This window comes from Stenotrophomonas sp. Y6 (assembly GCF_022436665.1).
Lineage (GTDB): Bacteria > Pseudomonadota > Gammaproteobacteria > Xanthomonadales > Xanthomonadaceae > Stenotrophomonas > Stenotrophomonas acidaminiphila_A.
In genome coordinates, this window is the sequence record NZ_JAKUKB010000009.1 from 125,590 (window position 1) to 151,160 (window position 25,571).

22 protein-coding genes and 1 tRNA gene are annotated in these 25,571 nt (G+C 69.5%); 15 read left to right on the top strand and 8 right to left on the bottom strand.

Going from position 1 to position 25,571, the window contains the following annotated elements:
• The first annotated feature begins 18 nt into the window (after window positions 1–18).
• From fmt to MKP15_RS12135, 3 genes are all read left to right on the top strand, one after another.
• Window positions 19–942: a methionyl-tRNA formyltransferase gene (fmt, locus tag MKP15_RS12125; protein ID WP_104937845.1), complete on the top strand. Its 924-nt coding sequence runs from the start codon at window positions 19–21 to the stop codon at window positions 940–942.
• A 4-nt stretch (window positions 943–946) separates the two neighbouring features.
• Window positions 947–2,284 carry a 16S rRNA (cytosine(967)-C(5))-methyltransferase RsmB gene (gene rsmB / locus MKP15_RS12130; RefSeq protein WP_240212866.1) on the top strand — a complete coding sequence of 446 codons (1,338 nt, stop codon included), beginning with the start codon at window positions 947–949 and terminating at the stop codon, window positions 2,282–2,284.
• Window positions 2,285–2,521: 237 nt separating this feature from the next.
• Window positions 2,522–3,280 carry a glycosyltransferase family 25 protein gene (locus MKP15_RS12135; RefSeq protein ID WP_240212867.1) on the top strand — a complete coding sequence of 253 codons (759 nt, stop codon included), beginning with the start codon at window positions 2,522–2,524 and terminating at the stop codon, window positions 3,278–3,280.
• Window positions 3,281–3,320: 40 nt separating this feature from the next.
• On the opposite strand, the gene MKP15_RS12140 is transcribed toward MKP15_RS12135, so the two are convergent.
• Window positions 3,321–4,247 carry a glycosyltransferase family 2 protein gene (locus tag MKP15_RS12140; RefSeq protein ID WP_104937848.1) on the bottom strand — a complete coding sequence of 309 codons (927 nt, stop codon included), beginning with the start codon at window positions 4,245–4,247 and terminating at the stop codon, window positions 3,321–3,323.
• On the bottom strand, window positions 4,244–5,182 hold the full coding sequence (locus MKP15_RS12145) for a UDP-glucuronic acid decarboxylase family protein (RefSeq protein WP_240212868.1): 939 nt from the start codon (window positions 5,180–5,182) through the stop codon (window positions 4,244–4,246). The genes MKP15_RS12140 and MKP15_RS12145 overlap by 4 nt, the downstream gene beginning before the upstream one ends.
• 171 nt (window positions 5,183–5,353) lie before the next feature.
• On the opposite strand from MKP15_RS12145, the gene MKP15_RS12150 reads away from it, so the two are divergent.
• A complete protein-coding gene (locus tag MKP15_RS12150) occupies window positions 5,354–6,664 on the top strand; it encodes an O-antigen ligase (RefSeq protein WP_240212869.1) in 1,311 nt (436 codons plus the stop codon).
• Here the strand turns inward: MKP15_RS12150 and MKP15_RS12155 are convergent.
• A complete protein-coding gene (locus tag MKP15_RS12155; RefSeq protein ID WP_240212870.1) occupies window positions 6,655–7,467 on the bottom strand; it encodes a glycosyltransferase family 2 protein in 813 nt (270 codons plus the stop codon). The two genes, MKP15_RS12150 and MKP15_RS12155, sit on opposite strands and share 10 nt — an antisense overlap.
• Before the next feature lies 1 nt (window position 7,468).
• Here MKP15_RS12155 and MKP15_RS12160 point away from each other — a divergent pair, with 1 nt between their 5' ends.
• Window positions 7,469–8,527 (top strand): CDP-glycerol glycerophosphotransferase family protein, encoded by a 1,059-nt coding sequence (locus tag MKP15_RS12160; protein WP_240212968.1) that lies wholly within the window; start codon window positions 7,469–7,471, stop codon window positions 8,525–8,527.
• Window positions 8,528–8,549: 22 nt separating this feature from the next.
• Here MKP15_RS12160 and MKP15_RS12165 read toward each other — a convergent pair whose 3' ends face one another.
• The 4 genes from MKP15_RS12165 to MKP15_RS12180 all read right to left on the bottom strand — a co-directional run bounded on the left by MKP15_RS12165 (window position 8,550) and on the right by MKP15_RS12180 (window position 12,747).
• Complete coding sequence (locus MKP15_RS12165; protein WP_240212871.1) at window positions 8,550–10,049, bottom strand: PH domain-containing protein; 1,500 nt, start codon at window positions 10,047–10,049, stop codon at window positions 8,550–8,552.
• Window positions 10,050–10,051: 2 nt separating this feature from the next.
• Window positions 10,052–10,558 (bottom strand): PH domain-containing protein, encoded by a 507-nt coding sequence (locus MKP15_RS12170; RefSeq protein ID WP_240212872.1) that lies wholly within the window; start codon window positions 10,556–10,558, stop codon window positions 10,052–10,054.
• Window positions 10,559–10,613: 55 nt separating this feature from the next.
• A complete protein-coding gene (ribA, locus tag MKP15_RS12175; protein WP_240212873.1) occupies window positions 10,614–11,744 on the bottom strand; it encodes a GTP cyclohydrolase II RibA in 1,131 nt (376 codons plus the stop codon).
• Window positions 11,745–11,826: 82 nt separating this feature from the next.
• The gene (locus MKP15_RS12180) at window positions 11,827–12,747 is read right to left on the bottom strand and encodes a lauroyl acyltransferase (protein ID WP_240212874.1); all 921 of its coding nucleotides are present in this window, start codon (window positions 12,745–12,747) and stop codon (window positions 11,827–11,829) included.
• Window positions 12,748–12,869: 122 nt separating this feature from the next.
• Here MKP15_RS12180 and dtd point away from each other — a divergent pair, with 122 nt between their 5' ends.
• The 10 genes from dtd to MKP15_RS12230 all read left to right on the top strand — a co-directional run bounded on the left by dtd (window position 12,870) and on the right by MKP15_RS12230 (window position 22,989).
• Window positions 12,870–13,310: a D-aminoacyl-tRNA deacylase gene (dtd, locus tag MKP15_RS12185; protein WP_240212875.1), complete on the top strand. Its 441-nt coding sequence runs from the start codon at window positions 12,870–12,872 to the stop codon at window positions 13,308–13,310.
• 91 nt (window positions 13,311–13,401) lie between these two features.
• On the top strand, window positions 13,402–15,255 hold the full coding sequence (gene rpoD / locus MKP15_RS12190) for an RNA polymerase sigma factor RpoD (RefSeq protein ID WP_104937856.1): 1,854 nt from the start codon (window positions 13,402–13,404) through the stop codon (window positions 15,253–15,255).
• A gap of 162 nt (window positions 15,256–15,417) precedes the next feature.
• Window positions 15,418–17,727 carry a GH92 family glycosyl hydrolase gene (locus tag MKP15_RS12195; protein ID WP_240212969.1) on the top strand — a complete coding sequence of 770 codons (2,310 nt, stop codon included), beginning with the start codon at window positions 15,418–15,420 and terminating at the stop codon, window positions 17,725–17,727.
• Between the two features lie 69 nt (window positions 17,728–17,796).
• Window positions 17,797–17,872, top strand: a tRNA-Ile gene (locus tag MKP15_RS12200).
• A gap of 176 nt (window positions 17,873–18,048) precedes the next feature.
• Entirely contained in the window at window positions 18,049–19,245 is a 1,197-nt protein-coding gene (locus MKP15_RS12205; protein WP_054661656.1) for an integrase arm-type DNA-binding domain-containing protein, read from the top strand.
• Window positions 19,246–19,862: 617 nt separating this feature from the next.
• Window positions 19,863–20,501 (top strand): TetR/AcrR family transcriptional regulator, encoded by a 639-nt coding sequence (locus MKP15_RS12210; protein ID WP_081044035.1) that lies wholly within the window; start codon window positions 19,863–19,865, stop codon window positions 20,499–20,501.
• Window positions 20,502–20,516: 15 nt separating this feature from the next.
• Window positions 20,517–21,212: a type 1 glutamine amidotransferase domain-containing protein gene (locus MKP15_RS12215; RefSeq protein WP_033474866.1), complete on the top strand. Its 696-nt coding sequence runs from the start codon at window positions 20,517–20,519 to the stop codon at window positions 21,210–21,212.
• Window positions 21,209–21,538: an aldehyde dehydrogenase family protein gene (locus tag MKP15_RS12220; protein ID WP_033474865.1), complete on the top strand. Its 330-nt coding sequence runs from the start codon at window positions 21,209–21,211 to the stop codon at window positions 21,536–21,538. The genes MKP15_RS12215 and MKP15_RS12220 overlap by 4 nt, the downstream gene beginning before the upstream one ends.
• A gap of 46 nt (window positions 21,539–21,584) precedes the next feature.
• Entirely contained in the window at window positions 21,585–21,995 is a 411-nt protein-coding gene (locus MKP15_RS12225) for an organic hydroperoxide resistance protein (RefSeq protein WP_033474864.1), read from the top strand.
• A 16-nt stretch (window positions 21,996–22,011) separates the two neighbouring features.
• Window positions 22,012–22,989 carry a zinc-binding dehydrogenase gene (locus tag MKP15_RS12230; protein ID WP_033474915.1) on the top strand — a complete coding sequence of 326 codons (978 nt, stop codon included), beginning with the start codon at window positions 22,012–22,014 and terminating at the stop codon, window positions 22,987–22,989.
• 103 nt (window positions 22,990–23,092) lie between these two features.
• Here MKP15_RS12230 and MKP15_RS12235 read toward each other — a convergent pair whose 3' ends face one another.
• Window positions 23,093–25,516, bottom strand: coding sequence for a heavy metal translocating P-type ATPase (locus MKP15_RS12235; RefSeq protein ID WP_225546722.1), 2,424 nt, complete (start codon window positions 25,514–25,516; stop codon window positions 23,093–23,095).
• Between the last annotated feature and the right edge of the window lie 55 nt (window positions 25,517–25,571).

Consider the following 25,571-nt stretch of genomic DNA (forward strand, 5'->3'; position numbering starts at 1 on the left):
TCCGGGAGTTGGATTGCCATGAGAATCGTTTTTGCCGGTACGCCGGAGTTCGCCGTCGCCTCGCTCGGCGCGGCAGCGCGCCACCACGAGGTGGTCGCGGTCTACACCCAGCCCGATCGCCCGGCCGGCCGCGGCCGTGGGCTGATGCCGTCGCCGGTCAAGCTCGATGCCATCGCCCGCGGCATTCCGGTGTTCCAGCCGGAGAGCCTGAAGACCCCCGAGGCCCAGCAGCAACTGCGCGACCTGCAGCCGGACCTGATGGTCGTGGTCGCCTACGGCCTGATCCTGCCCAGGGCGGTGCTCGCCATCCCCACCCATGGTTGCTGGAACGTGCACGCCTCGCTGCTGCCGCGCTGGCGTGGCGCGGCGCCGATCCAGCGGGCGATCGAGGCCGGCGACAGCGAGACCGGGGTCTGCCTGATGCAGATGGAAGCCGGGCTGGATACCGGGCCGGTGCTGTTGCGCCAGCACACCGCCATCGCCGACACCGATACCGGCGGCCTGCTGCACGACCGCCTGGCCGAGATGGGCGCGCGGGTGCTGTCCGATGGCCTGGGGCTGCTGCGCGCGGGCCTCAAGCCGGTAGCGCAGCCGCAGCCCGAGGCCGGGGTCACCTATGCGCACAAGCTCGACAAGGCCGAGGCGCGGCTGGACTGGAGCCAAGACGCCGCGGCGCTGGCGCGGCGGGTGCGCGCCTTCAACCCGTGGCCGGTGGCCGAGGCCATGCTGGCTGGCGAGCGCGTGCGCATCCACGGCGCGGTGGCCATCGACGACAACCGCGGCAAGGCGCCAGGCACGGTGATCGGCGCCTCCCGCGAGGGCATCGACATCGCCTGCGGCCAGGGTGCCCTGCGCCTGCGCGTGGTGCAGCGCGAGGGCGGAAAGGCGATCACCGCCGCCGACTACCTCAATGCCCGCCGCGACCTGCCGGTGGAGGGCTGAGCGGATGGTGGTTTCGGCATCCGGGCCGTGGAAGGGCGGCGTCGCGCAACAACCGGGCGTGCAGACGCGCGTGCTGGCGGCCAAGGTGCTGGCGGCGGTGGCCGGCCGCGGCCGTTCGTTGAAGGCCGAGCTGGCGACCGTGCTGCCGCAGCTGGACGACGGTCGTGACCGCGCCCTGCTGGAGGCGATCTGTTTCGCCGCGCTGCGTCGCCACGCGGTCTACGAGCAGGCGTTGCGGCAATGGCTGCAGAAACCGCTGGGGGCGCGCGACGCCGACCTGAAGGGGCTGCTGCTGGCCGGCTTCGCCCAGCTCGATGCGCTGCAGCTGCCAGCCCATGCGGCGCTGTCGGCCACGGTCGATGCGGCACGCGCGCTGGGGCGCGAGCGCCAGGCCGGGCTGGTCAACGCGGTGCTGCGCCGGGCCCAGCGCGAAGGTTTTGCGGACGCCCGCGCCGGGGATGCGTGGCCGGCCTGGCTGCAGGAGCACGTGCGCCGCGACTGGCCGGCGCAGGCCGAGGCGGTGTTCGCCGCGAGCCTGCAGCCGGCGCCGCTGTGGCTGCGGGTCAACCGCCAGCGCCATGCGCGCGACGCCTATCTCTCGCTGCTGCACGAGGCGGGCATCGAGGCCGAGGGTTCGGCCCTGGCCGCCGACGCGATCCGCCTGCCGGTCGCGGTGCCGGTCGCCAGCCTGCCCGGCTTCGGCGAGGGCGCGGTGTCGGTACAGGACCTGTCGGCGCAGCAGGTGGCCGACGCACTGGCGCCGGCGCCCGCTGCGCGGGTGCTCGATGCCTGCGCCGCCCCGGGCGGCAAGGCGGCGCACCTGCTGGAACGTGATCCCGGCCTGCGGCTGCTGGCGCTGGACGTGGATGCGCGGCGCCTGCAGCGCATCCGCGAGACCTTCAACCGTACCGGGGTCGGTGCGTCGGCGCAGGTGCGGGCGGCGGACGCGGCCGATTGCGGCGCATGGTGGGACGGCGAGCCGTTCGATGCGGTGCTGCTGGATGCCCCGTGTTCGGCCACCGGCGTGGTCCGTCGCCAGCCCGACGTGCTGCTGCACCGGCGCCCCGCCGACATCGACGCGCTGGTCGCCCAGCAGGCGCGGCTGCTCGATGCGCTGTGGCCGGTGGTGGCGCCCGGCGGCGTGTTGGTGTACGCCACCTGCTCGATCCTGCGTCGCGAGAACCAGCAGCAGATCGCGTCCTTCCTGGAGCGGACGGCCGATGCGCGCATCGACGTGCTGCCGGAGGCGTTTGGCCATGGCGATGCCGGGACGCGGCAGCGCCTGCCCGGTGAACAGGATGGCGATGGCTTCTTCCATGCGCGGCTGCTGAAGCGCGGCTAGCCGGGCCAGCCCCGGGCTTGGTGAATGTGTTCATCATCACGGAACGCGCATTTACATTCGCTTTCCAGTCGCCGTGCAATGCTTGTGAAGAAGTGTGCGGGCCCTGTGAAACCCCGCCCAGCCAGGCAACCAGAGTTGCGTGACGCTGGGGCGCGGGTTGCCTGGTCCGCACGCGCAGGCCGGCGGGCGTTGCCTGCTGCGCCGCAGTCCGTTTCCCCGAATCCAGAAGTGCCTCCCATGTCTCGGCCCTCCAGCGAACTGCCGATATACGTCATCAACCTGCCCGCATCGGCCGACCGGCGGGCATCGATGCAGCGCCAGGCGACCGCGCTGGGGCTGCGGTTCCACTTTTTCGAGGCGGTGAACGGGCGCCAGCCGCATCCCCTGTTCGCGCATGTCGCCGAAAAGAAGCGGCTGCTGCGCAAGGGCAGGCCGTTCCGCCCCGGGGAGATCGGCTGCTGGGCCAGCCACTACCTGCTCTGGCAACGCTGCGTGGAAAGCGGGCAGCCGATGCTGGTGCTGGAAGACGACATCGCGATCGACCCGCGCCTGCCCGCGCTGCTGGCCGACCTGGATCAGCTGCCGCAGGATGTCGGGTACTTCCGCCTGCATGCCGCCGACCGGGCCAGCGAGCCCTGGTGCCGCGTCGGCGGTTTCGTTCTCCACCGCTACTGGCGCAGCCCGCTGTGCACCTTCGGCTACTACCTGGCCCCGGCGGCGGCGGCGCGGTTCCTGGAGCATGCGGACGAGTGGATCGTCGCGGTCGACGACTACATGGACCTGGCCTGGCTGCACGGCGTGGAATGCCTCGGCCTGAAGCCGGGGCTGGTCAGCAGCGACGAGAGCTTCGAGTCGATCATCCAGGCCCGCACCGGGGCGAAGGAACCGGTCGGGCCGTGGCGCTGGCTGGCCCGGGAGGGTTACCGCCTGAAGCTCGACGTGCGCTGGTTCCTGCACAACCTGCCCGGGCGCGTCCGCCCCCGCGCGGTGTCCTGACCCCGGCCGCGCCGCGCGCTGTCCTGCCGGCGGCCGGCCGTCAGCGGCCGCGCCTGTGGCCGAGCAGGATGCTGGCCGCGCGCTCGTAGCGCTTCCACCACGGCGCATCGCCGCGCAGCGCCAGCGACGCGTAGCGTTTGCGTTCCTTGCGCGTCGGTGCGGGCTTGGTGCGGTACTCGGTTTTGCTCAGCACGCAGCAGTTGTCGTCCAGCCCGCTGCGCCAGGCGTAGTGGCGGACGATCCCGTAGTTGCGCAGGCCGTTGAGGTGCAGCGATGCCGGCTGCTGGCGGGTCGCCCACCAGCCGTTGCTGCCGTGGGTCCGGTATTCGACGCAGCCGGTGGGCAGGTAGTACTTGCGCGCGCCGAGGATGCTGGCGCCGTGGACCAGGCAGGCATCGGCGCACAGCTTCCACTGTTTGCGGAAGCTGGGTGGCAGGTCCAGCACGGTGTCCGCCCAGCGCCGGCGCAGCGAGAGCGCCGAGGTCGGGGCGCCGTACCAGGTGACGAAGAAGTAGGTGCTGATCGCGGTGTAGCCCAGGTCGATCGGGCTCTTGCTGTCCTCGTACAGGATGTCCTGGTTGTCGATGCCGAAGGTCTGCAGGTCGCTGAACACGAAGTCGACGTCGCGCCGCGCGTCGTAGACCGCGCCGATCTGCTCCAGGTACCGCGGTTTCCAGCGGTCGTCGGCGTCCAGGAAGCAGACCACGTCGGCGCTGGCGGCGGCCACGCCGCGCTGGAACGCGGCCAGCTGCCCCTCGTTCTCGCCGAACAGCAGGGTCACCCGCGGATCGGCGCCGTAGCGCTGCTGCAGCAGCGCCGGCGAGCCGTCGCTGGAACCATCGTCGACGACGATGACCTGCGCGGCCGGCCGCGTCTGCGCAAGCGCGCTCTCCACCGCCTCCACCACGAACGGGAGGTAGTTGTAGCTGGTGATGACGACCGAGAATGTGGTGGCCGCGGTGCTCATGCCGCCAGCACCTGGCGGAAGTAGGCGATGGTCTCCCTGAGGCCGTCGTCCAGCGCCACTTTCGGTTCCCAGTCCAGGCTGGACCGGGCCCGGGCGATGTCCGGCTGGCGCTGCCTGGGGTCGTCCTCCGGCAGCGGCTGGAACACCAGCCTGGAGCGGCCGCCGACCAGCGAGATCACCTTTTCGGCCAGTTCCAGCATGGTGAACTCACCGGGGTTGCCGATGTTGACCGGCCCGGTGAAGCCGCGCTCGCTTTCCATCATGCGCAGCATGGCCTCGATCAGGTCGTCCACGTAGCAGAAGCTGCGGGTCTGGCTGCCGTCGCCGTAGATGGTGATGTCCTCGCCCCTGAGCGCCTGCACGATGAAGTTGCTGACCACCCGGCCGTCGCTGGGATGCATGCGCGGGCCGTAGGTGTTGAAGATGCGCACCACCTTGATGTCCAGCCCGTGCTGGCGGAAGTAGTCGAAGAACAGCGTCTCGGCGCAGCGCTTGCCCTCGTCGTAGCAGCTGCGCATGCCGATCGGATTGACCCGGCCCCAATAGCCTTCCTGCTGCGGGTGTACTTCCGGGTCGCCGTAGACCTCGCTGGTGGACGCCTGCAGGATGCGTGCGTCCAGGCGCTTGGCCAGGCCCAGCATGTTGATCGCCCCGTGCACGCTGGTCTTGGTGGTCTGCACCGGGTCGTGCTGGTAGTGAACCGGCGAGGCCGGGCAGGCGAGGTTGAAGATGCGGTCGACCTCGACGTAGAGCGGGAACGTCACGTCGTGGCGCATCAGCTCGAAGCCGGGGTTGCCCAGCAGGTGCGCGACGTTGCGCTTGTTGCCGGTGAAGAAATTGTCGACGCAGAGCACGTCGTGGCCGTTGCCGACCAGCCGGTCGCACAGGTGCGAACCGAGGAAGCCGGCACCGCCGGTGACCAGGATGCGTTTCATGGGGGGAGATATCACCGGAAGGGCGGCCTGTTAAGGCGAATGATACAGGCGTGATATCGTCCACCGGTTACCAAAGTCGCGGGTCGCATGCACGGATTCAGGGGCCGTGGAAGGGTTCGGCAGCGTTTCTGGTAGGGAATGATTCATGGCCTCGGCCCCAGAGTGACAGGGATGGCACGCAATCTGACGTATACCGAAACCGCTGCGCTCGAGCGGCCGGACGCATTGGGCATGCTGGCTTCGGCAGGGCTGTTCCTGCTGCCGGCGGCGCTGGTGAGTACGCCGGTCAATGTGCTGCCGTTCGCCATGGTGCTGCTGGCGACCAGCGCGTGGGGGTTCTCCCGGCTGTGGCGCGTGCGCACCGGTGTCGTCGGCGGCCTGCTGCTGGCCCTGGCCCTGGCGGCGCTGGTCTCCGCACTGGTGTCGTCGTTGCATTCGGTGGGGATGTTCAGGGACGAGGGCTACCGTACCCGCTTCCTGGCCATGCCCTGGGTACTGCTCTGGGTGTACGCCTTGCGTCCCCGCCAGGAAATGTTGTGGTGGGGGGCGCTGTTCGGCCTGTTCGCGACCCTGGCCATCGCCGTTTACCAGGTGACCCATGGCTGGGCGCGAGCCGAGGCATGGACCAACGCCATCGTGCTGGCCGACGTCACCCTGGTGCTGATGATCGTACTGGTGTTCTGCCGCCCGCCCGGGCGCTGGGGCTGGATCGCGCTGGGCATGGCGGCCGGCGGCACGGTGATTCTGCTCAGTGGCAGCCGGGGGGTATGGCCGGCGCTGCTTGCGCTGCTGGTGGCGATGGCGCTGTCGATCCGCCGTGGCAGCGGGCGCCTGCGCCTGGCCTGGCTGGGCGGGCTGCTGCTGGTCGCGGCAGCCCTGGTGCTGGCGGTCCCGCAGCTGCGCGAGCTGACCCGCCTGAGCGAGCTGCACAGCGACGTGCAGCGCATCGAGGCCGGGGATGTGGATTCGTCGGCCGGCGCACGCCTGGAGCGGCTGCAGGTGGCATGGGACACGTTCCGCGAGCACCCGTGGACGGGCGTGGGCATCGGCAGGTTCGATACCGCCATGCAGCGCCTGCCGGAGTGCCGCCTGCCGCAGGCGGTGGAGGCGCGCTGTCATCTGGGGCACGCGCACAACGACGTCGCCGAATGGGGCGCCACCCAGGGCATCCCGGGCCTGCTGTTGCTGCTGTGCATCTATGGCCTGCCGCTGTGGATCTTCATCCACCTGCACCGCCACAGCGGCATCGGTGGGTTCCGTGGCCCCGCCGCGGCCGGGGTGATGCTGGTGGTCGCCTACCTCCTGTGTGGGGTCACCCAGTCGATGTTCGCCCACCAGATAACCGTGAGTACCTACGCCACCCTGGTGGGGGTACTGGCCGGCCTGTCGCTGGTGACGGCCTCCGCGCGCTACCGCCCGCAGGACGGGCAGCGCCAGGCCGGGCAGCGCCAGAGTGGGCGCCGGCAGCCCGTTCAGGGCTGATCGCGCGGCGGATCGGCCACGTTCCGGCCGTTCTGCAGCAGCCACAGCATGATGGTCTTCTGCCGCACGTAGTTGGCGCGCACGTAGGCGTACACCAGGCCGTGCCAGCCGTCGCGGAAGCCGCCGCGCAGCAGCCAGCCGCGCCAGAAGCGCCACGCCGGCGCCAGCACCAGCTTGCCCAGGGTGGCGCGCTTGCCGCGGGCGAACTCGTGCTCGGCCATCATCCGTGCGTAGCGCTGGGTCTTGGCCAGCTGCTGCTCGAATGAGCGGTAGGGGTAGTGGACCAGGTCGCCGCGCAGCGTGCGCACCGGGCCATCGACAGTGGCCGCCTCGTGGATCTCGCGCGCGCCGCGCCAGCCGCCGCGGCGGCGGTCGAACAGGCGCAGCACGCGGTCGGGGTAAGCGTTGCCATGGCGCAGGAACCGGCCGAAGTATTCGGACAGGCGGGCGAACCGGTAGCCGGCCGCGCCGTCGAATCCGGTGTCGCGCGCCTGCTCGATGGCGTGCCGCAGTTCGGGGCTTACCCGCTCGTCGGCGTCCAGGCACAGCACCCAGTCGTGGCGGGCCTGCTCCACGCAGTACGCCTTCTGGCTGCGGAATCCGTCGAACGCGCGCTGCAGCACCCGTGCGCCCGCCGCTTCGGCGATGGCCACGGTGGCGTCGCTGGAGTACGAATCCACCACCACGATCTCGTCGCAGAAGGCCAGCGAGGCCAGGCAGTCGCCGATGCGTGCGGCTTCGTTGAACGCGATAATGCAGGCCGTGATGCGAGGCCGTTCGGTGGGAGCGGTCGAAGAGGACATGGTGATGGCCGGATACCTGCTGTTTGCGACGGAGCGCTATGCGCTGCCTATTCTCGCGCCTCTGGCGCAGGCGTTGCACGCGGGCGGCCATGCGGTCGCGGCCTGGTTCGAGGGCGGTGCCGCCGGGGCGACCCTGGACGGAGTGCCGTCGATCGGGCTGCAGCAGGCGCTGGCGATGCGGCCGCGCGCGGTGCTCAGCGCGGCCAACTGGGTGCCGCCGTTCGTGGCCGGGGCCAAGGTGCAGCTGTTCCATGGTTTCAACGTGCAGAAACGCGAGGATGCCCGCGGCCATTTCCGCGTGCGCGGCCTGTTCGACCTGTACTGCACGCAGGGACCGGCGACGACGCGGCCGTTCCAGGAACTGGCCACGCGCGAGCGCCACTTCGTGGTGCAGGAAACCGGCTGGCCGAAACTCGACCCGCTGTTCCGCGATGATGGCGGGCAGGCCGCCGCCCTGCGCGCAGCGGCCGGCGACCGCGCGGTGGTGCTGTTCGGCTCCACCTTCACCGAGCGCCTCAGTGCCGCCCCGCACCTGTACGACAGCATCGCCGCCGACATCGCCGCGGGCGGGCGCTACTGGCTGCTGACCCTGCACCCCAAGTGCGCGCCGGAACTGTTCGAGCGTTACCGCGCGCTGGCCGGCGACAATGCCCGTTTCATCGAGCCCGAACAGGTCATGGCCGCGCAGCGCGCCGCCGACGTGCTGGTTTCGGATACGTCGTCGATCGTTTCGGAGTTCGTCGTCCAGCACAAGCCGGTGGTGACCTTCCGCAACCGCGTGCCGCAGCCGCACATGCTCGACTTCGACGATCCGCGGCAACTGCCGGACATGCTGGCGCGCGCACTGTCGCCGGAGCCGGCCTTGCTGGCCGAGATCGTCCGCTATGCCGATTCGATCCATCCGTATCGTGACGGGCGCTCGGCGGAGCGGGTGATCGCCGCCACCGAGGACTTCATCGCCGGCCGCCTCGGCACGCCCGGGCGCAAGCCACTGGGCGCGCTGTGGCGCGGCCTGCAGATCCGTCGCGAGCTGGGCTACTGGGGGCCGTCGCGGTCGTAGCGCGCCGGGTTCCGCCGCGCCCTTACCAGCGCAGCCGGCGCCGCGCCATCTCCTGCCCCAGCTGCTCCATCAGTTCGCGTGCGCGCGCTGCTTCCAGGAAGTGCAGCCGCAGCGGCGGCGAGCCGGAGGCGCCGGCGGTATCCAGGGTGAGGGTGGCGGTGCCGAAGCAGTGGTCCAGCGGCGAGCGGTCCAGGCGCAGCGCCTGCAGCTTGTCCAGCTCGGCCACCCGCCACCAGCGGCTCCACCAGCCACCGCGTATCGCGACCCGGCGCGAGTCGATGCTGTAGCCCATGCGCGCGACCTGGCGGTGCGCATGCAGCGCGGACCAGGGCAGCCACAGCAGCGGCAGCAGGCCCCAGGCACCGAACTGGCGGCAGCCCAGCGCGGTCACCGCGGCAACGGTCATCAGCGCCGGCAGACACAGGCGCCACCAGCCACGCATCGACACCGCCTGCCATCGTGCCGGCGGCCACTGCACCGCGGGCAACAGGTGCTGCAGCAATGCGTCGCACGCCGCGGGCGCGGCCACCGGTACCAGCTCCTTCAGCGCCCGGCCCTGCTGCTCCTGGCCACCGCCGCTGGCGATGTCCACGCGCAGCTGGCGACGCCGGAACAGGCGATGCAGCATGCCTTCGCGCAGGGTCCAGGCCTGGATCCGGCGCTGCGCGACGCTGCTGCGCGAGCGGCTGAGCAGGCCGCGTTCGACGGTCAGCCGGCGCTCGGCCTCGCTGAGGCGGAAGCCGTGGTACTGCACGATCGCCAGGGCGATGGACATCAGCGCCATCAGCAGCAGCCCGGCCACCAGAACCAGCGCGACGGTGCCGGCCAGCGGCACCGCGCCCAGCTGCAGCTGGCTGGCATAGCCGATCGCCTGCCGGCCCTGGTCGCGGACGAACTCCTCCGCGACATCGCGCGGGAACATCTGCCAGATGGCGCCGCAGGCGGCCGCGGCCACCACCAGGGCGCGGTTGGAGATCAGTCCCAGCCGCACCAGTTCCGGCAGCGGCAGTTCGAGCAGCGGGGCCGGAGCGGCGGGCCCGCTGTCCGCGGCCGCCGGCGCGCTTTCGCCGCGCTGGCGGATGAGGCGTTCCAGCTCCAGCGCCTGCGCCAGCCGCAGCACCCGCATCTGCGCCTCGGGCTTGTCGCCGGCGGCCGACTCCAGGCGCAGCTCGGCCACGCCGAACAGGCGGTGCAGCAGGTTCTGGTGGACCACCACGTTGTGGATGCGCGCGAACGGGATTTCGCGGCGGGTGCGCTCGAGGATGCCACTGCGCACGGTCAGCGCATCGCTGCCGATCCGGTAGCGGTAGGTCAGGTACTGCAGCAGCGCGCTGCCGGTCATGGCCAGCAGTACCGCGAGGGTGACCAGGTGGAACGGCCATTCGCCGTCCTGGCGGCGGCTGCCGAAGAACAGCAGGGCCACCAGCGGCAGCAGGAACTGCTGCAGGTGCTGCTGCAGTTCGAACAGCCACGACCAGGGGTGCAGGCGCTGGTCCGGTGCGTCGTCCGCGCTGTCGGACATGCTCACAGCGCGTCGTCGTGGTCGAGTTGGCGGGCCAGCCGGTCGCGCAGGTGCTCGGCGTCCTCCTGCGCCAGCCCGGCGATGGCGACGGTGTTCATTCGCGTGCCCGCGGTATGCACGACCAGCGTCGCCAGGTTGGCGGCGCGCTGCAGCGGGCCGCGGCGCAGGTCCAGGTGCTGCACGCGCGACACCGGTACATGGCTCTCGCTCTGCCACAGGTGGCCGCGGCGCACGCCCAGCGCCTGCGGATCCAGCCGCCAGAACGTGCGGCGATGCCGGCGCCAGCCGATCCAGGCACCGCCCAGCAGGCCGGCAACGGCGGCGGCCAGCACGCTCGGCAGCCACCAGGGGTTGCGCAGCACCAGCGACAGCACGCCGCTGGCCAGCAGCAGCACCAGCATCGATGCCAGCCCCGCGCCGATCGCGGCGAACGGCGCGCCGCGCGCCGGCAGCGGTTGCCAGTCGGCGGTGGTGGAAGGCGGGGTGGGGAGCTCGGGAGGTTCGATCATGGCGCGACCATACAGGCACCCCGGGAGGTCCGTCATCCGGGTGCCGCGGCCGTGCCTACTGCGCCGACATGATCAGCGCGTCGACGTCCAGGTGGTGGCCGGCGCGCGCGGCCTTGGTGCGCAGGTACTGCTCGTTCTCGGCGGTGATCTCGCCGGTCACCGGGATGCTGCCCAGCACCTCGATGCCGGCATTGCGCAGGTGCTGCACCTTGGTGGGGTTGTTGGTCAGCAGCTGGATGCGCTGCACGCCCAGCCCGCGCAGCATGGCGATGGCGCTGCCGTAGCGGCGCTCGTCCGCGCCGAAGCCCAGCTGCGCGTCGGCGTCGATGGTGTCCAGCCCCTCGTGCTGGTAGCCATACGCGCGCATCTTGGCGGCGATGCCGGTGCCACGGCCTTCCTGGTCCAGGTACAGCAGGATGCCGCCGCCCAGTTCCTTCAGCGTGCGCAGGGCGCGCCGCAGCTGGTCGCCGCAGTCGCACTTGAGCGAACCGAACAGGTCGCCGGTCAGGCACGAGGAATGCACGCGCACCGGCACCACGCCCTGCAGGTCGGGGCTGCCGACGATCACCGCGACCTGGTCGCGCTGCGCCACCCCGCCGCGGAACACCGCGAACTCGGTCATGCCGACATCGCGCAGCGGCACCGGCGAGCGGGTCACCAGCTCGTAGTCCTGGCCGGCCTGGGCGGCGCCGCAGCGCAGGTCGTCCAGCGCCAGGTGCAGGCAACCGTCGAACGCCGTGTCGCCGGCATGCAGGGTGGTCGATACCAGCGCCGGCAGCAGCAGGCCCAGGCGCGCCACTTCCACGGCCGCCGCATCCAGGGCGTCGCCCTCGCTGGGGAGGCCGTCCGGCGAGGGTGTGTCGCGCAGGTAGGCCAGCGCCGCCAGGGCCTCGAAGCCTTGCCCGGCCAGCGCGATGCGGATGCCGTGGGCGCTGTCGATGCCCAGCGTGCGCGCGCGCGGCGTGGTCAGGAACAGGTAATGGCGGTCGTCCGCGGCATGCGCGAACGCGGCGAAGCCGGCCGGCGAGGCGCTGTCCAGCGCCATCGTGGCGAGGCGGCGGTCACCCTCGGTGATCACCACCGGTCGCCCTGCGCGCAGTTCGGCGGCGGCGCGCTCGCAGCGGATCGCCGCGGTCTCGCCAAAGCAGGGGAGGGCGGCAGCGGGGAGGGAGGAGGTGGCGTTCATCGGCAACCTAATGGGGTCGGCACCCGTGGATTCAATCGATCACCGGGGTGACGCAGTGTTGCAGGGGCATGTAGCGGGCGCATCAGTGCGGGTGGCGCTCGGTGGCGTACGGGTCGCTCTCGCCGCTGCCAGGGGGGCGCAGCGTGTAGCGCTTGTAGGTCCACTGGTACTGCGCCGGGTCGCGCCGGGCGATGCGCTCGATGCCCGCGCTCAACGCGCTGGTGGCGACCTGCAGGTCGGGGTCGGCGATCGACGCCGGTGCCGGTTCCACGTGCAGGGCGAACTTGATGTCCGGGCCGATCCGCTCGCACCAGGCGTAGAGCACGGTGGCGCCGGTACGCTCGGCCAGGCGGTTGACCAGGGTCATGGTCAGCGCCTGCACCCCGAAGAACGGCACGAACACGCCGTCGCCGTTCTTCGGCTGCTGGTCGGGCAGGATGCCGACCGCGCCACCGTCCTTGAGTACCTTGAACAGCTGCCGCACCGCGGGGCCCTCGGCCCGCACCTGGCGGATGTTGTCGCCACCGCGGACCCGCTGCAGGAAGGCGTCGCCGACCAGGTTGTCCGGGGGCGCGTACACGATGGCGATCGGCCCGCGCGAGGCCAGCCACTGGTTCAGCAGTTCCCAGTTGCCGTAGTGCGGGGCCACCACGATCACGCCCCTGCCGGCGGCCAGCGCGGCGTCGTACAGCGCCTGGCCGTGGCGCTCGCGCAGGTGGGTGGCCAGATTGCGGGCCGGGTCGTGGGTCCACAGATACAGGGTCTCCAGCGCCTGGCGGGCGGTGGTCCTGAGGATGTCGCGGTGCAGGCGCGCGCGCTGCGGCGCCGACAGCGCCGGGTAGGCCAGTTCCAGGTTGCGCCGCGTCACCCGGCTCTCGCGGGCGTCCAGCCGGCGCCACAGCCAGGCCAGGGCATCGGCCAGGGTCCGCTGCCAGGACCAGGGCAGGGCGGTCAGCCCGGCGGCGAGGCGGTGGTAGAGCTTGGCGGCGCGTTCCGGTTTCATCCGTGCAAGTTTAGCCCGCCGCGGCGGCGGACCCGGCAGCGGCGCCGCCGGGCGGCTGCAGGGCCGTCGCCGCGCCGCCCGGTGCGGTATATGGTGCGCGCTCCCCTTTTCCAGGAGCCGCCATGCTTTCCCTCCTCCAGCGCGTCACCCAGGCGTCGGTCAGCGTCGGGGACCAGGTCGTCGGGCAGATCGGCCCGGGGTTGCTGGTGCTGGTCGGCGTCGAGCCGGGCGACGACGAGGCGGCGCTGGCGCGGATGGCCGAGCGCCTGCTCGGATACCGGGTTTTCGCCGACGATGCTGGCAGGATGAACCGCTCGCTGCGCGATACCGGGGGCGGCCTGCTGCTGGTCAGCCAGTTCACCCTGGCCGCCGACACCCGTTCGGGCATGCGCCCGGGCTTCAGCACTGCCGCGGCGCCGGCCGAGGCTGAACGGCTATTCAATCGATTGGTGGCGATCTGCCGTGAAAAACACGCCGGCGGGGTGGAAACCGGGCGCTTCGGGGCCCATATGGTGGTCAGCCTGGTCAACGATGGACCGGTGACCTTCCTGCTCAGACACTGACGCGCCGTGAAACCACCGCCCGGCAAGCGTTATGCTGCGCTGGTATAATAGTAGGTTCTCTATCTTTCCCTGCCGGTGGCGCGAGCACTACATGGCCAACGAACGTCCTGCCCAGCAATCCGATATCAAACAACTGATCAGCAAGGGCCTGGAACAGGGCTACCTGACCTACGCCGAAGTCAACGACCACCTGCCGGACGACATGGTCGACCCGGAGCAGATCGAAGACATCATCGGCCTGATCACCGGCATGGGCATCGACGTCCATGAAGTGGCGCCCGATGCCGACACGCTGATCCTCAGCGATGGCAACACCGGCAACCGCGAGGTGGATGATACCGCCGCCGAGGAAGCCGCTGCAGCGCTGACCGCGCTCGACACCGAAGGTGGCCGCACCACCGACCCGGTGCGCATGTACATGCGCGAGATGGGCACGGTCGAGCTGCTGACCCGCGAAGGCGAGATCGCCATCGCCAAGCGCATCGAGGAAGGCCTGGGCCAGGTGCAGGCGGCACTGGGCACCTTCCCGCCGGCGGTCGAGTCGGTGCTGGCCGATTACGAGCTGCACAAGGAAGGCAAGAAGCGCCTGGCCGAGATCATCGTCGGCTTCAACGACCTGGTCGAGGAAGAGCCGGCGCCGGCCGCCACCGACAGCGACGACGCGTCCGACGACAGCGATGCCGAGGCCGACGAGGACGAGGACGATGTCGGCGGCGACGAGGATGCCGGCCCGACCGGTCCGGATCCGGTGGAAGTGGCCAACCGCATGGAGCAGCTGGCCAGCGACATGGCCAAGTTCAAGAAGGCCCATGCCAAGGGCGACCTCAAGGCGCAGGCCAAGCTGCGCGAGGAGCTGTCGGCGACCTTCGTGACCCTGAAGCTGCCGCTGCCGCTGACCGACGTGCTGGTGCGCCTGCTGCGCGACACCATGGGCCGGATCAAGGCCCAGGAGCGCCGCGTGCTGCACCTGGCCACGGTCACCGCGCGCATGCCGCGCAAGGACTTCATCCGTTCCTGGGAAGGCAACCAGACCAACCTGGAATGGGTCGAGGACGCGATCAAGCGCAAGCAGAAGTGGTCCTCGGCGCTGCGCGACGTCAAGGACCAGATCATCGCCGAGCAGCAGGCCACGCTCGACGTGGAGAAGGAGTCGCACCTGAGCCTGGACGAGCTGAAGGAGATCAGCCGGGTCATGGCCTATGGCGAAGCCAAGGCGCGCAAGGCCAAGAAGGAAATGGTCGAGGCCAACCTGCGCCTGGTGATCTCCATCGCCAAGAAGTACACCAACCGCGGCCTGCAGTTCCTGGACCTGATCCAGGAAGGCAACATCGGCCTGATGAAGGCGGTGGACAAGTTCGAATACCGCCGCGGCTACAAGTTCTCGACCTATGCCACCTGGTGGATCCGCCAGGCGATCACCCGCTCGATCGCCGACCAGGCGCGCACCATCCGCATCCCGGTGCACATGATCGAGACGATCAACAAGCTCAACCGCATTTCCCGCCAGATGCTCCAGCAGTACGGCCGCGAGGCCACGCCGGAGGAGCTGGCCAAGGAAATGGACATGCCGGAAGACAAGATCCGCAAGGTGATGAAGATCGCCAAGGAGCCGATCTCGATGGAAACCCCGATCGGCGACGACGAGGATTCGCATCTGGGCGACTTCATCGAGGACACCAACGTGGAGTCCCCGATCGATAACACCACCAACATCAACCTGTCCGAGACCGTGCGCGACGTGCTGGCCGGCCTCACCCCGAGGGAAGCCAAGGTGCTGCGCATGCGCTTCGGCATCGACATGAACACCGACCACACCCTGGAAGAGGTCGGCAAGCAGTTCGACGTCACCCGCGAGCGCATCCGCCAGATCGAGGCCAAGGCGCTGCGCAAGCTGCGCCACCCCAGCCGTTCCGAGCAGCTGCGCAGCTTCCTCGATATCGACTGACCGGCCTGCGGCCCCGCCGCGGTACCGAAGAGAAGGCCCCGCATCGCGGGGCCTTTTCGTTTTGTGGCGCCGCGCCAATACCCCGATGGCGACGGATGTTATCTTCGATAGAGATTGGATCGATCCAAGGAGCGGGCAATGGCAGTCGGGCAGGCGAAGTGGATGATCGCGCTGGTGCTGTTGGCGGGCACGGCGGTGGCGGGCGAGCGTGCCGGCGAGCACGCGGTGGCGGCGGTGGACCCGTTCATCGGCACCGGCGGCGAAGGCCACACCTACCCGGGCGCGACGGTGCCGCACGGCATGGTCCAGCTCAGCCCCGACACCCAGATCCGGTCGCGCAGGGACGGCTACGGCTGGGCGGCCGGCTACCGGCACGACGACACCACCATCGTCGGCTTCTCGCACACGCACTTCTCCGGTACCGGCCACTCCGACCTGGGCGACGTGCTGCTGATGCCACTCAGCGGCGAAGTGAAATACGAGCGCGGCGACGTCACCCGGCCGGGCAGCGGCTACACCTCGCGCTTCGACCACCGCAGCGAGCGCGCCGAGCCGGGCTACTACGCCGTCACCCTGGACGACTCCGGGGTGCGCGCCGAGCTCACCGCCAGCGCGCGCGTGGGCATGCACCGCTATGCGTTCCCCGCGGACCGGCCGGCGCATGTGCTGGTCGACCTGCGCACCAGCATGTACGACTACCCGGGCAAGATCCTGTGGTCGCGCCTGCGGTTGCGCGCGGACGGCACCGTGACCGGTTACCGCCAGACCCGCGGCTGGGCGCCGGGACGGCAGCTGTACTTCGCCATGCGCTTTTCGCGGCCGCTGCGCGGCCACGCCTTCCACGACACCGAAAGTGATGTGGTCTACCGCGGCTTCCCGCCGCCGGCGGAGAAGGACCCGGGCGCGCGTGCGCAGATCGAGGGCCGGCAGCTGGTGGGCAGCTTCGATTTCGGCCCGGGTGGACGCGAGCCGCTGCTGGTCAAGGTGTCGATCTCGCCGGTCAGCGAGGACAACGCCATCGCCAACCTCGACGCCGAAGCGCGCGGCTGGGACTTCGACGGCATGCGCGCCGCCGCCCGCGCGCAGTGGGCGCAGGCGCTGGCGGCGGTGGAAGTGGACGCAGCGCCGGCGCAGCGCACCGCGTTCTACACCGCGCTGTACCACAGCATGCTCGGGCCGACCCTGTTCATGGACAGCGATGGCCGCTACCGCGGCCCCGACAACGCCGTGCACCAGGCGCAGGGCTGGACAAACTATTCGACCTTCTCGCTGTGGGACACCTATCGCGCGCTGCACCCGCTGATGACCCTGCTGCAGCCGCCGCAGCGCAGCAGCGACATGGTCAACTCGCTGTTGGCCGCGCGCCGCGAAAGCCCCTACGGGATCCTGCCGGTGTGGTCGTTCCACGGCCTGGAGACGTGGTGCATGATCGGCTACCACGCGGTGCCGGTGATCGCCGATGCCTACCTGAAGGGCATCCGTGGCTTCGACGCCGACGAGGCGCTGCAGGCGATGGTCGCCAGTGCCAACTACGGGCCCTATGACGGCATCGCCCAGTACCGCGAACTGGGCTGGGTGCCGATCGACGAAGAAGGCGAGGCGGCGAGCAAGACCCTGGAATACGCCTACGACGACTGGAGCATCGCGCGCATGGCCAAGGCCATGGGGCGGGACGATATCGCCGCGGAATTCGCCAAGCGCGCCGGCAACTGGAAACACGCCTTCGATCCGTCCACCGGCTTCATGCGCGCGCGCAGGCGCGACGGCCGCTTCCGCGAACCCTTCGACCCGGCCGCCAGCGGCTACGGCAGCGACTACACCGAAGGCAACGCCTGGCAGTACTCGTGGTACGTGCCGCAGGACGTGGCCGGGCTGGCCGCCGCGCATGGCGGCGCGGACAGGCTGCTGCAACGGCTCGACGCGGTGTTCGATGCGAAGGTGGACCCGGCGGTGTTCGAGCACATGGAGGACATCACCGGCCTGATCGGCTGGTACGCGCACGGCAACGAGCCCAGCCACCACGTCGCCTACCTCTACGCCTACGCCGGCCAGCCGTGGCGCACCCAGGCCCGGTTGAAGCGGATCATGGACACCCAGTACGCGCCGCGCCCGGATGGCCTGGCCGGCAACGACGACCTCGGGCAGATGTCGGCGTGGTATGTGTTCACCGCGCTGGGCTTCTACCCGGTCACGCCGGGCAGCAACGAGTACATCATCGGCCGCCCGTTCCTGCCGCGTGCGCGCCTGAACCTGCCCAACGGCAAGCATTTCACCATCGTGGCCGAAGGCCTGGGCGAGGCCCATCCCTACGTCGGCCGCGTCACCCTCGATGGCAAGCCGCTGGACCGCGCGTTCCTGCGCCACGACGAGATCATGGCCGGCGGCGAGCTGCGCTTCACCCTGCAGGCCGAGCCCAACCGCGAGTGGGGCACCCGGCCCGATGCCCGCCCGTACTCGCAGTCCACGCACTGAGCCGCGCATGCCGGCGGACCCGGCGGTGGCCGCCTGCCGCGGCCTCCACTACACTTGCGCACCGGCAGCGGGCCTATAGCTCAACGGTTAGAGCAGAGGACTCATAATCCTTTGGTTCCAGGTTCGAATCCTGGTGGGCCCACCAAATAGCCATCCATTGACGTCCAGAGCAGTCCACTCGACCACTTCAGAGCAAGCATTTTACTTGGCTTATCGCTCACCGCTGTCCATGGTCGTCCAGTTGAATCCGCCCAGGAAGTGAGTCACGCTGTGAGTCAATCAGCCCCCCTCCATCGGCTGACTCACACATCGCTGACTCACATGCTCACTGACACCAAGATCCGAGCCCAGAAGCCGCGTGAGCGCGCGTATCGCGTCGCTGATGCTCAGGGCCTATGCCTCGAGGTACGCCCGAGTAGCGCCAAAGTCTGGCGGTACCGCTACCGGCACGCCGGCCAGGCGAGCATGATCACCCTTGGCGAATACCCAACCATGGGGCTGGCCGACGCTCGTGCAGAGCGAGACCGACTTCGGGCCCTGGTCCGATCTGGCGCGAATCCTGCGCACGTGGCTCGCGTAGAGCGCATCACAAAGGCCGGGCAGGCTGCGACCACCTTCGGCGCCGTTGGCTTGGAGTTGCTGGAGAAGCGCGCCAAGGAGGGGTTGAGCCCTCAGTCTGTAAAGCGCGAGCGCCGACTGATCGAGAAGGACATGGCCGGCATCCGAGACTTGCCGATCACAGAAGTGACTGCGCCGCTGCTTCTGGATGCGTTGCGAAAGCTTGAGCGTCGCGGAGTGATAGAGACCGCCCACCGCGCCCGAGCGCACGCGGGCCAGGTGTTCCGCTACGCCATCGCCACCGGCCGCGCTGAGCGGAACCCCGCGGCCGACCTGACGGGCGCTCTGGAGCAACCGAAGACAACCCATCTTGCCGCACTGACGGAGCCCGCAAAGATCGGGGAGCTGCTTAGGGCCATCGATGCCTACCAGGGCTCGCCAGTCACCACAGCCGCCCTCAAGCTCGCTCCGCTCTTCTTCGTTCGCCCAGGTGAGCTGCGAAGCGCCCGATGGGCTGACATCGACCTGGAGGGCGCTGAGTGGCGTTATACGGCCTCGAAGACCAAGACGCCCCATATCGTCCCCTTGGCAACCCAAGCAATTGCGATCCTCCGGGAGCTCCACCCTCTGACACAGCGGAGCGAGTACGTCTTTCCAAGTGTCCGCGGCGCGTCCAGGCCTATGAGCGAGAACACAATCAACGTGGCCCTACGGACAATGGGCTACGACGGGAGCGTGATGACTGGGCACGGCTTCCGCGCAATGGCTCGTACCGTGCTGGACGAGGTGCTTGGGTTCCGACCGGACTTCATCGAGCACCAGCTTGCCCATGCAGTCCGGGATCCGCTTGGGCGGGCCTATAACCGCACCGCGCACTTGGCGGAGCGGAAAAAAATGATGCAGGCGTGGGCGGACTACTTGTATCAACTCGCTAGTGAGACCACCTGCGCCGGGAAGTAGCAACTACCGCGGCTCAACAGTTACTACAACCACGTGCTCAAGCAGACAGGCTTATTACCCCTGTCCGACGGGCATGTTGGCTGGGTTTAGTGCTGGATCACCGCTGTGTCAACCGACCTCTGGCGCGGCGACACCTCCGTTGGGGTGTCTGGCGTCGAGGCTGCCGCAGTCTGCGTCTGCGTGCGTGGGCATGCGCCGGGGGGGGGCGATCCCGTAAACCAACCACGCGAAGTCAGCAGGTTGACCTACGGACCTGCTGGTGGGTGATAGGTCGCCCTGAAGCTGGCATCTGTAAGCCAAGTCTTGAAGCCGGGATTGTCGCTGAACTGCTTGAATAGCTCGATGTGGTCGGCCATCAGCGACATCACTGCGTTGGACAGCGCCTTGTCGTGCTCAAGCTTTGCATTGGCCTTGTCGGAATTGGCGACGGCGCGCTTCTACGCTTTCGCCGGCAAGGACAGCCCGGCCAGCACGGCGCTGATCGAGGCGGTCCGACGCGCCGGCCAAAGCCGGTTTACTCCGCGAGGGCTGCGGGACCGATAGGCGCTATGGCTGTCTTCGTGTTGATTGAATCCGAGATGTAGACGACCGGTCTATTTTAATGCATAATGCCCAGCATGCACCTGACCAAGAAAGCCGAAGCGACACGCCAGCACATCCTCGATACGGGGCACCGGCTCGTGCTGCACAAAGGGTTTTCCGCGTTGGGGCTGCTCGAAATCCTCAAGGCCTGCGGCGTGCCCAAGGGCTCGTTCTATCACTACTTCCCGTCGAAGGAAGCCTTCGGGTGCGAGCTGCTGCAACAGTACGTCGATGGCTACGCGCGCAAGCTCGATGGCCTGCTTTCGGTGCCCGGCAACGGCAACGAGCGCCTGATGCGGTATTGGGATGCCTGGATCGCAGATCCCGCCGATCCGGCACAGGGATGGGCCGACGAATGCCTGGTGGTGAAGCTGGCGGCGGAAGTGGCCGACCTTTCCGAAGACATGCGCCGGGTACTCGATGCCGGTGTGCAACGGCTTCTGGCAAGGATCGCGGCACTGATCGACGAAGCCCGCGCGGACGGCTCCTTGCCTGCTGGCTCACCATCGCCGGCATTGGCCCGGGTGCTTTACCAGATGTGGCTGGGCGCGGCGCTGCTGGCGAAGTTGAGCCAGGACAAGACGCCTTTGACGCAGGCGCGCGACGCCACGGGGCAGTTGCTGGCCTGCGGCACGGCACGGCACATCGCGGCCGACCAAGCACTTTCCCGATAACGCCTGGAGCTTTTTATGAAAATCCTGTTCGTACTCACTTCCCACGACCGCCTGGGCGATACCGGCCACAAGACCGGTTTCTGGCTGGAGGAGTTCGCCGCCCCCTACTACGTGTTCAAGGACGCCGGCGCCGCCATCACGCTGGCTTCGCCCGCAGGCGGCCAGCCGCCGCTGGATCCCAAGAGCGACGAACCCGATGCGCAAACGGCCGCGACCGAACGCTTTCGCCAGGACGTCCAGGCGCAAGCGGCCCTGGCTGCCACCGTACCGCTTGCGCAGGTGGACGCCGCGGATTTCGATGCGGTGTTCTACCCCGGCGGCCACGGCCCGTTGTGGGATTTGGCCAACGATCCCGCCTCCATCGCCTTGCTCGAAGCCTTCGAGCGCGCCGGCAAACCGCTGGGCCTGGTCTGCCACGCGCCGGGCGCGCTGGTGAAGGTGCGTGCAGCGAACGGCCAGCCGCTCGTCGCGGGACGCCGTGTCACCGGCTTCACCAACAGCGAGGAAGCGGCCGTGGGTCTGAGCGCCGTCGTGCCATTCCTGATCGAAGACGAATTCATCCGCTTGGGCGGCCACTACCAGAAGGGCCCGGACTGGCAGGCGCACGTCGTCACCGATGGCCGCCTGGTCACCGGGCAGAACCCAGGCAGTTCCGAGGGCGTGGCCCAGGCGCTGTTGTCCCTGCTGGCGCGGGACGTAGAAGCGTCATGAATGCAGACAACGCGCATCCGCGTCCGCTGGCGGCCTATTACTTCGGAAACGATCCAGCCAGGCAGCAGGCGTTTCTCGACCGCACCACCTCCGGCGCCGCGGTCATCAACGACGTGATGACGCATGCCGTGGTCGAAAGCGTGCCTTTCGGCGGCGTGCGCCCGTCCGGCATGGGCGCCTACCACGGCATCCACGGCTTCCGTCGCTTCAGCTACGCCAAGGCCGTGGTGGTGCAAAGCGCCGATGGCGCGTCCAACCTGCGCTTGCGCGCACCGTATGCCGACGCGCTGGCGCAGGCGCAGGCCGCGCTCGCCGGCGTTGCGTGACGTTCCGCTTTCATCCTTTGCCTCTCTCATCCAACAGGAGCCAGCCATGAAGATCTTCTACAAGACCCGCGCCACCGCCACGGGCGGCCGTTCCGGCCGCACCGCGCTGGACGACGGCAGCCTGGCGCTCGACCTGGCCACGCCCGGTTCCGGCAAGACCGGCGCCAACCCCGAGCAGCTTTTCGCCATGGGCTACGCCGCCTGCTTCGACAACGCCTTGCCCGTGGCCGCCAAGCAACTGGGCCTGGCGCCGACCGGGACGCGCACCTCGGTGGAGGTCGGCATCGGCCAGACGGCCACCGGCGGCTATGCACTGGACGTGGACTTGCATGTGGAAGTCCAGGGCCTGGACGAGGCCGCTGCGCGCAAGCTGGTGGAGGCCACGCATCAGGTGTGTCCGTATTCAAATGCCACGCGCGGCAATATCGACGTGCGCCTGCATGTTTCCGTGGCCTGAGCAGGAGAACAGCATCATGCGCAGTGCCATCCACACCACATTTGGCGAGCCTGCCGACGTCCTCGAACTCGGCGACCGTCAGGTGCCGCAGCCTGGCGCGGGCGAAGTCCGCATCAAGACCTCGCTGGCGCCGATCCACAACCATGACCTGTGGACGATCCGCGGCCGCTACGGCTACAAGCCGGAACTTCCCGCCATCGGCGGCAGCGAGGCGGTCGGCATCGTCGATGCACTGGGCGAGGGTGTCGAAGGCGCCACCGTCGGCCAGCGTGTTGCCGTGGCCTCGGCACACGGTACCTGGGCCGAGTACTTCCTGGCCCCGGCGCGGCTGCTGGTGCCGGTGCCGCAGGCCCTGCCCGACGAGACCGCCGCGCAGCTCATCGCCATGCCGCTCAGTGCGTTGATGCTGCTGGAGTTCCTGCACGCCGAGCCGGGCCAGTGGATCGTGCAGAACACGGCCAACGGCGCGGTCGGCAAGACGCTGGCCATGCTGGCCGCCGCACGCGGTGTGCAGGTGCTGAGTCTGGTGCGCCGCGACGCGGGCGTGGACGAACTGGCGGCCCTGGGCATCGGCAACGTCATTTCCACTGCGCAGCCGGAGTGGCAGGAACGCGCCCGCGCGCTCCTTGGCTCCACCCTGGCCCACGCGGCCGTCGACTCCATCGGCGGCGCGGCCAGTGCAGCGCTGCTGGGCCTGCTGGGCGAAGGCGGCACGCTTGTTTCCTTCGGCACGATGGCAGGAGAGCCGATGCAGATCGACTCGGGCTCACTCATCTTCAAGCAGGCCACGGTCAAGGGTTTCTGGGGCAGCAAGGTCAGCCAGGCTTTGTCGGCGGATGACAAGCGCCGGCTGGTGGGCGAACTGTTGCAGCGCACGCTGGCCGGTGAACTGTTGCTGCCGGTCGAGGCGATCTACGACCTGGCCGATGCAGCCCAGGCCGCGGCCGCCAGCCTGCAACCGGGGCGCAAGGGCAAGGTCTTGCTGAAGCCATGAGAAAGGGGTTTTCCCATTCGCTGTGTTTTGGCGATCGTGCCTGTGGAATGCGCCTCTTCTTGAAACCCGATCCCCGCGATGAACGTCTCCAGCATGTGCGGGATCAGCCAGTTCGGCCTGGATTGATACGCTGGGCGCGCAGCCGCAGCGCATTGCCCACCACCGAGGCCGAGCTCAGGCTCATGGCCAGGGCCGCGAACATCGGCGAGAGCAGCCAGCCGGTCAGCGGGTAAAGCACGCCGGCGGCCAGCGGCACGCCCAGGCCGTTGTAGACCAGCGCGAACGCCAGGTTCTGGCGCATGTTGGCCACCGTGGCCTGCGACAGCCCGCGCGCCACGGCGATGCCGCGCAAATCGCCCTTGACCAGGGTCACCTGGGCGCTGTTCATCGCCACGTCGGTGCCGGTGCCCATGGCGATGCCGACGTCGGCGCGCGCCAGCGCCGGGGCGTCGTTGATGCCGTCGCCGGCCATCGCCACCACCCGACCCTCGGCCTGCAGGCGCTCGACCAGCGCCAGCTTGTCCTCGGGCTTGACCTCGCCGTGCACCTCGTCGATCCCCAGGCGCGCGGCCACCGCGCGGGCGGTGGTCACGCCGTCGCCGGTGGCCATGACGATGCGGATACCCGCCGCGTGCAGCGCCGACAGGGCTTCGGGCGTACTCGCCTTGACCGGGTCGGAAACGGCCAGCAGCCCGGCCAGCCGATCCTCCACGGCCAGGTGCATGACGCTGGCGCCTTCCCGGCGCAGGGCCTCGGCCGGCGCCGCCAGCACCTCGACGGCCACGCCGAGCCGGGCCATCAGCGCGGTGTTGCCCAGCGCCAGCGAACGGCCGGCGACGCGGCCTTGCACGCCGATGCCCGAGCCCGAGTCGAACTGCTCCACCGCATCCAAGGCGATGCCCTGTTCGCGCGCCTGGCGGACGATGGCGTCGGCCAGCGGGTGCTCGCTGCCCTGGTCCAGGCTGGCCGCCAGGCGCAGCACCTCCTCGGCGGCGAAGCCCTCGGCGGGCACCACCCGGTCGAAGGCCGGGCGGCCCTCGGTCAGCGTGCCGGTCTTGTCCACGATCAGCGTGTCGACCTTGCGCAGGTTCTCGATGGCCGCCGCGTCGCGGAACAGGATGCCCTGGCTGGCGCCACGCCCGGTCGCCACCATGATCGACATCGGCGTGGCCAGGCCCAGCGCGCACGGGCAGGCGATGATGAGCACCGAGACCGCGTTGATCAGGCCGAACACCCAGCCCTGGGCGGGGCCGAACAGCCCCCAGGCGAAGAAGGTGACGATGGCCACGCCGACCACGGCCAGCACGAACCAACCGGCCACGCCATCGGCCATGCGTTGCAGGGGCGCCTTGGAGCGCTGCGCCTGGGCGACCATCTGCACGATCTGCGACAGCACGGAGTCGGTACCGACCCGCTCGCAGCGCATCAGCAGCGCGCCGCTGGTGTTGAGGGTGGCGCCGATCAGCCGGTCGCCTGCGCGCTTGGTCACCGGCAGCGGCTCGCCGGTCAGCATGGACTCGTCGAGCGCGCTTGCGCCTTCGAGCACGATGCCGTCGACCGGCACCTTCTCGCCGGGCCGCACGCGCAGGCGGTCGCCCACCTGCACGTGGGTCAGCGGCACGTCCTCCTCCGTGCCATCCTCGCGCACGCGCCGGGCGGTCTTGGGCGCCAACCCCAGCAGTGACCTGATCGCTGCCGAGGTCTGCGAACGCGCGCGCAGTTCCAGCATCTGTCCCAGCAGCGTCAGCGAGATGATCACCGCCGCCGCCTCGAAGTAGACGTTGACCCGCCCCATCGAGACGAAGGACGCGGGGAAGACGCCCGGCGCCACGGTGGCCACCACGCTGTAGACGAAGGCTGCGCCGGTGCCCAGGCCGATCAGCGTCCACATGTTGGGGCTGCGATGGACCAGCGATTGCCAGCCGCGCTGGAAGAACGGTGCGCCGGCCCAAAGCACCACGGGCGCGGCCAGCACCAGTTCCACCCAGCTCTGGGTCGCCATGTCGAACAGGTGCAGCCGGTGGCCGGCCATTGCCAGCAGCATGACCACCACCGACAGCGGCAGCGTCCACCAGAAGCGGCGCGAGAAGTCCTTCAGCTCGGGGTTGTCGTCGTCTTCCAGGCTGGGCAATTCCGGCTCCAGGGCCATGCCGCACTTTGGGCAGGTGCCGGGGTGGTCCTGGCGGATCTCCGGGTGCATGGGGCAGGTGTAGAGCATCCCGGCGCGAGACGGCGCCCCTGTTGCCTGCGAGGCAGAAGCGGCCGGTGCGGCATGTTCGCCATGGTGTGCCCCGTGCCCGCCAGGGGCGGATGGCACCGCAGCGGTCGCCTGCACGGGCGCGAGATACCGATCGGGCTCGGCGACGAACTTCTCAAGGCAGCGGGCGCTGCAGAACACCTGCGTGGCCCCGGCATGCTCGACGCGGTGCGGCGAGTCCCCGGATACCGCCATGCCGCAGACCGGGTCGTGCAACGGCGTGACCTGGTGCGCGCTGCCAGGGCCGTGCGCACCAGGGCCATGCTCCACCTGTGGGCTGGTGGTCTTGTCGCTTGTGCTTGCCTGACCGGCAGGCGGATGAGGT

Excerpts from the sequence above, each read along its gene's own strand:
- fmt (WP_104937845.1), top strand. The coding sequence starts at position 19 with ATGAGAATCGTTTTTGCCGGTACGCCGGAGTTCGCCGTCGCCTCGCTC.
- rsmB (WP_240212866.1), top strand. The coding sequence starts at position 947 with ATGGTGGTTTCGGCATCCGGGCCGTGGAAGGGCGGCGTCGCGCAACAA.
- MKP15_RS12135 (WP_240212867.1), top strand. The coding sequence starts at position 2,522 with ATGTCTCGGCCCTCCAGCGAACTGCCGATATACGTCATCAACCTGCCC.
- MKP15_RS12140 (WP_104937848.1), bottom strand. The coding sequence starts at position 4,247 with ATGAGCACCGCGGCCACCACATTCTCGGTCGTCATCACCAGCTACAAC.
- MKP15_RS12145 (WP_240212868.1), bottom strand. The coding sequence starts at position 5,182 with ATGAAACGCATCCTGGTCACCGGCGGTGCCGGCTTCCTCGGTTCGCAC.
- MKP15_RS12150 (WP_240212869.1), top strand. The coding sequence starts at position 5,354 with ATGGCACGCAATCTGACGTATACCGAAACCGCTGCGCTCGAGCGGCCG.
- MKP15_RS12155 (WP_240212870.1), bottom strand. The coding sequence starts at position 7,467 with ATGTCCTCTTCGACCGCTCCCACCGAACGGCCTCGCATCACGGCCTGC.
- MKP15_RS12165 (WP_240212871.1), bottom strand. The coding sequence starts at position 10,049 with ATGTCCGACAGCGCGGACGACGCACCGGACCAGCGCCTGCACCCCTGG.
- MKP15_RS12170 (WP_240212872.1), bottom strand. The coding sequence starts at position 10,558 with ATGATCGAACCTCCCGAGCTCCCCACCCCGCCTTCCACCACCGCCGAC.
- ribA (WP_240212873.1), bottom strand. The coding sequence starts at position 11,744 with ATGAACGCCACCTCCTCCCTCCCCGCTGCCGCCCTCCCCTGCTTTGGC.
- MKP15_RS12180 (WP_240212874.1), bottom strand. The coding sequence starts at position 12,747 with ATGAAACCGGAACGCGCCGCCAAGCTCTACCACCGCCTCGCCGCCGGG.
- dtd (WP_240212875.1), top strand. The coding sequence starts at position 12,870 with ATGCTTTCCCTCCTCCAGCGCGTCACCCAGGCGTCGGTCAGCGTCGGG.
- rpoD (WP_104937856.1), top strand. The coding sequence starts at position 13,402 with ATGGCCAACGAACGTCCTGCCCAGCAATCCGATATCAAACAACTGATC.
- MKP15_RS12195 (WP_240212969.1), top strand. The coding sequence starts at position 15,418 with ATGATCGCGCTGGTGCTGTTGGCGGGCACGGCGGTGGCGGGCGAGCGT.
- MKP15_RS12205 (WP_054661656.1), top strand. The coding sequence starts at position 18,049 with ATGCTCACTGACACCAAGATCCGAGCCCAGAAGCCGCGTGAGCGCGCG.
- MKP15_RS12210 (WP_081044035.1), top strand. The coding sequence starts at position 19,863 with ATGCACCTGACCAAGAAAGCCGAAGCGACACGCCAGCACATCCTCGAT.
- MKP15_RS12215 (WP_033474866.1), top strand. The coding sequence starts at position 20,517 with ATGAAAATCCTGTTCGTACTCACTTCCCACGACCGCCTGGGCGATACC.
- MKP15_RS12220 (WP_033474865.1), top strand. The coding sequence starts at position 21,209 with ATGAATGCAGACAACGCGCATCCGCGTCCGCTGGCGGCCTATTACTTC.
- MKP15_RS12225 (WP_033474864.1), top strand. The coding sequence starts at position 21,585 with ATGAAGATCTTCTACAAGACCCGCGCCACCGCCACGGGCGGCCGTTCC.
- MKP15_RS12230 (WP_033474915.1), top strand. The coding sequence starts at position 22,012 with ATGCGCAGTGCCATCCACACCACATTTGGCGAGCCTGCCGACGTCCTC.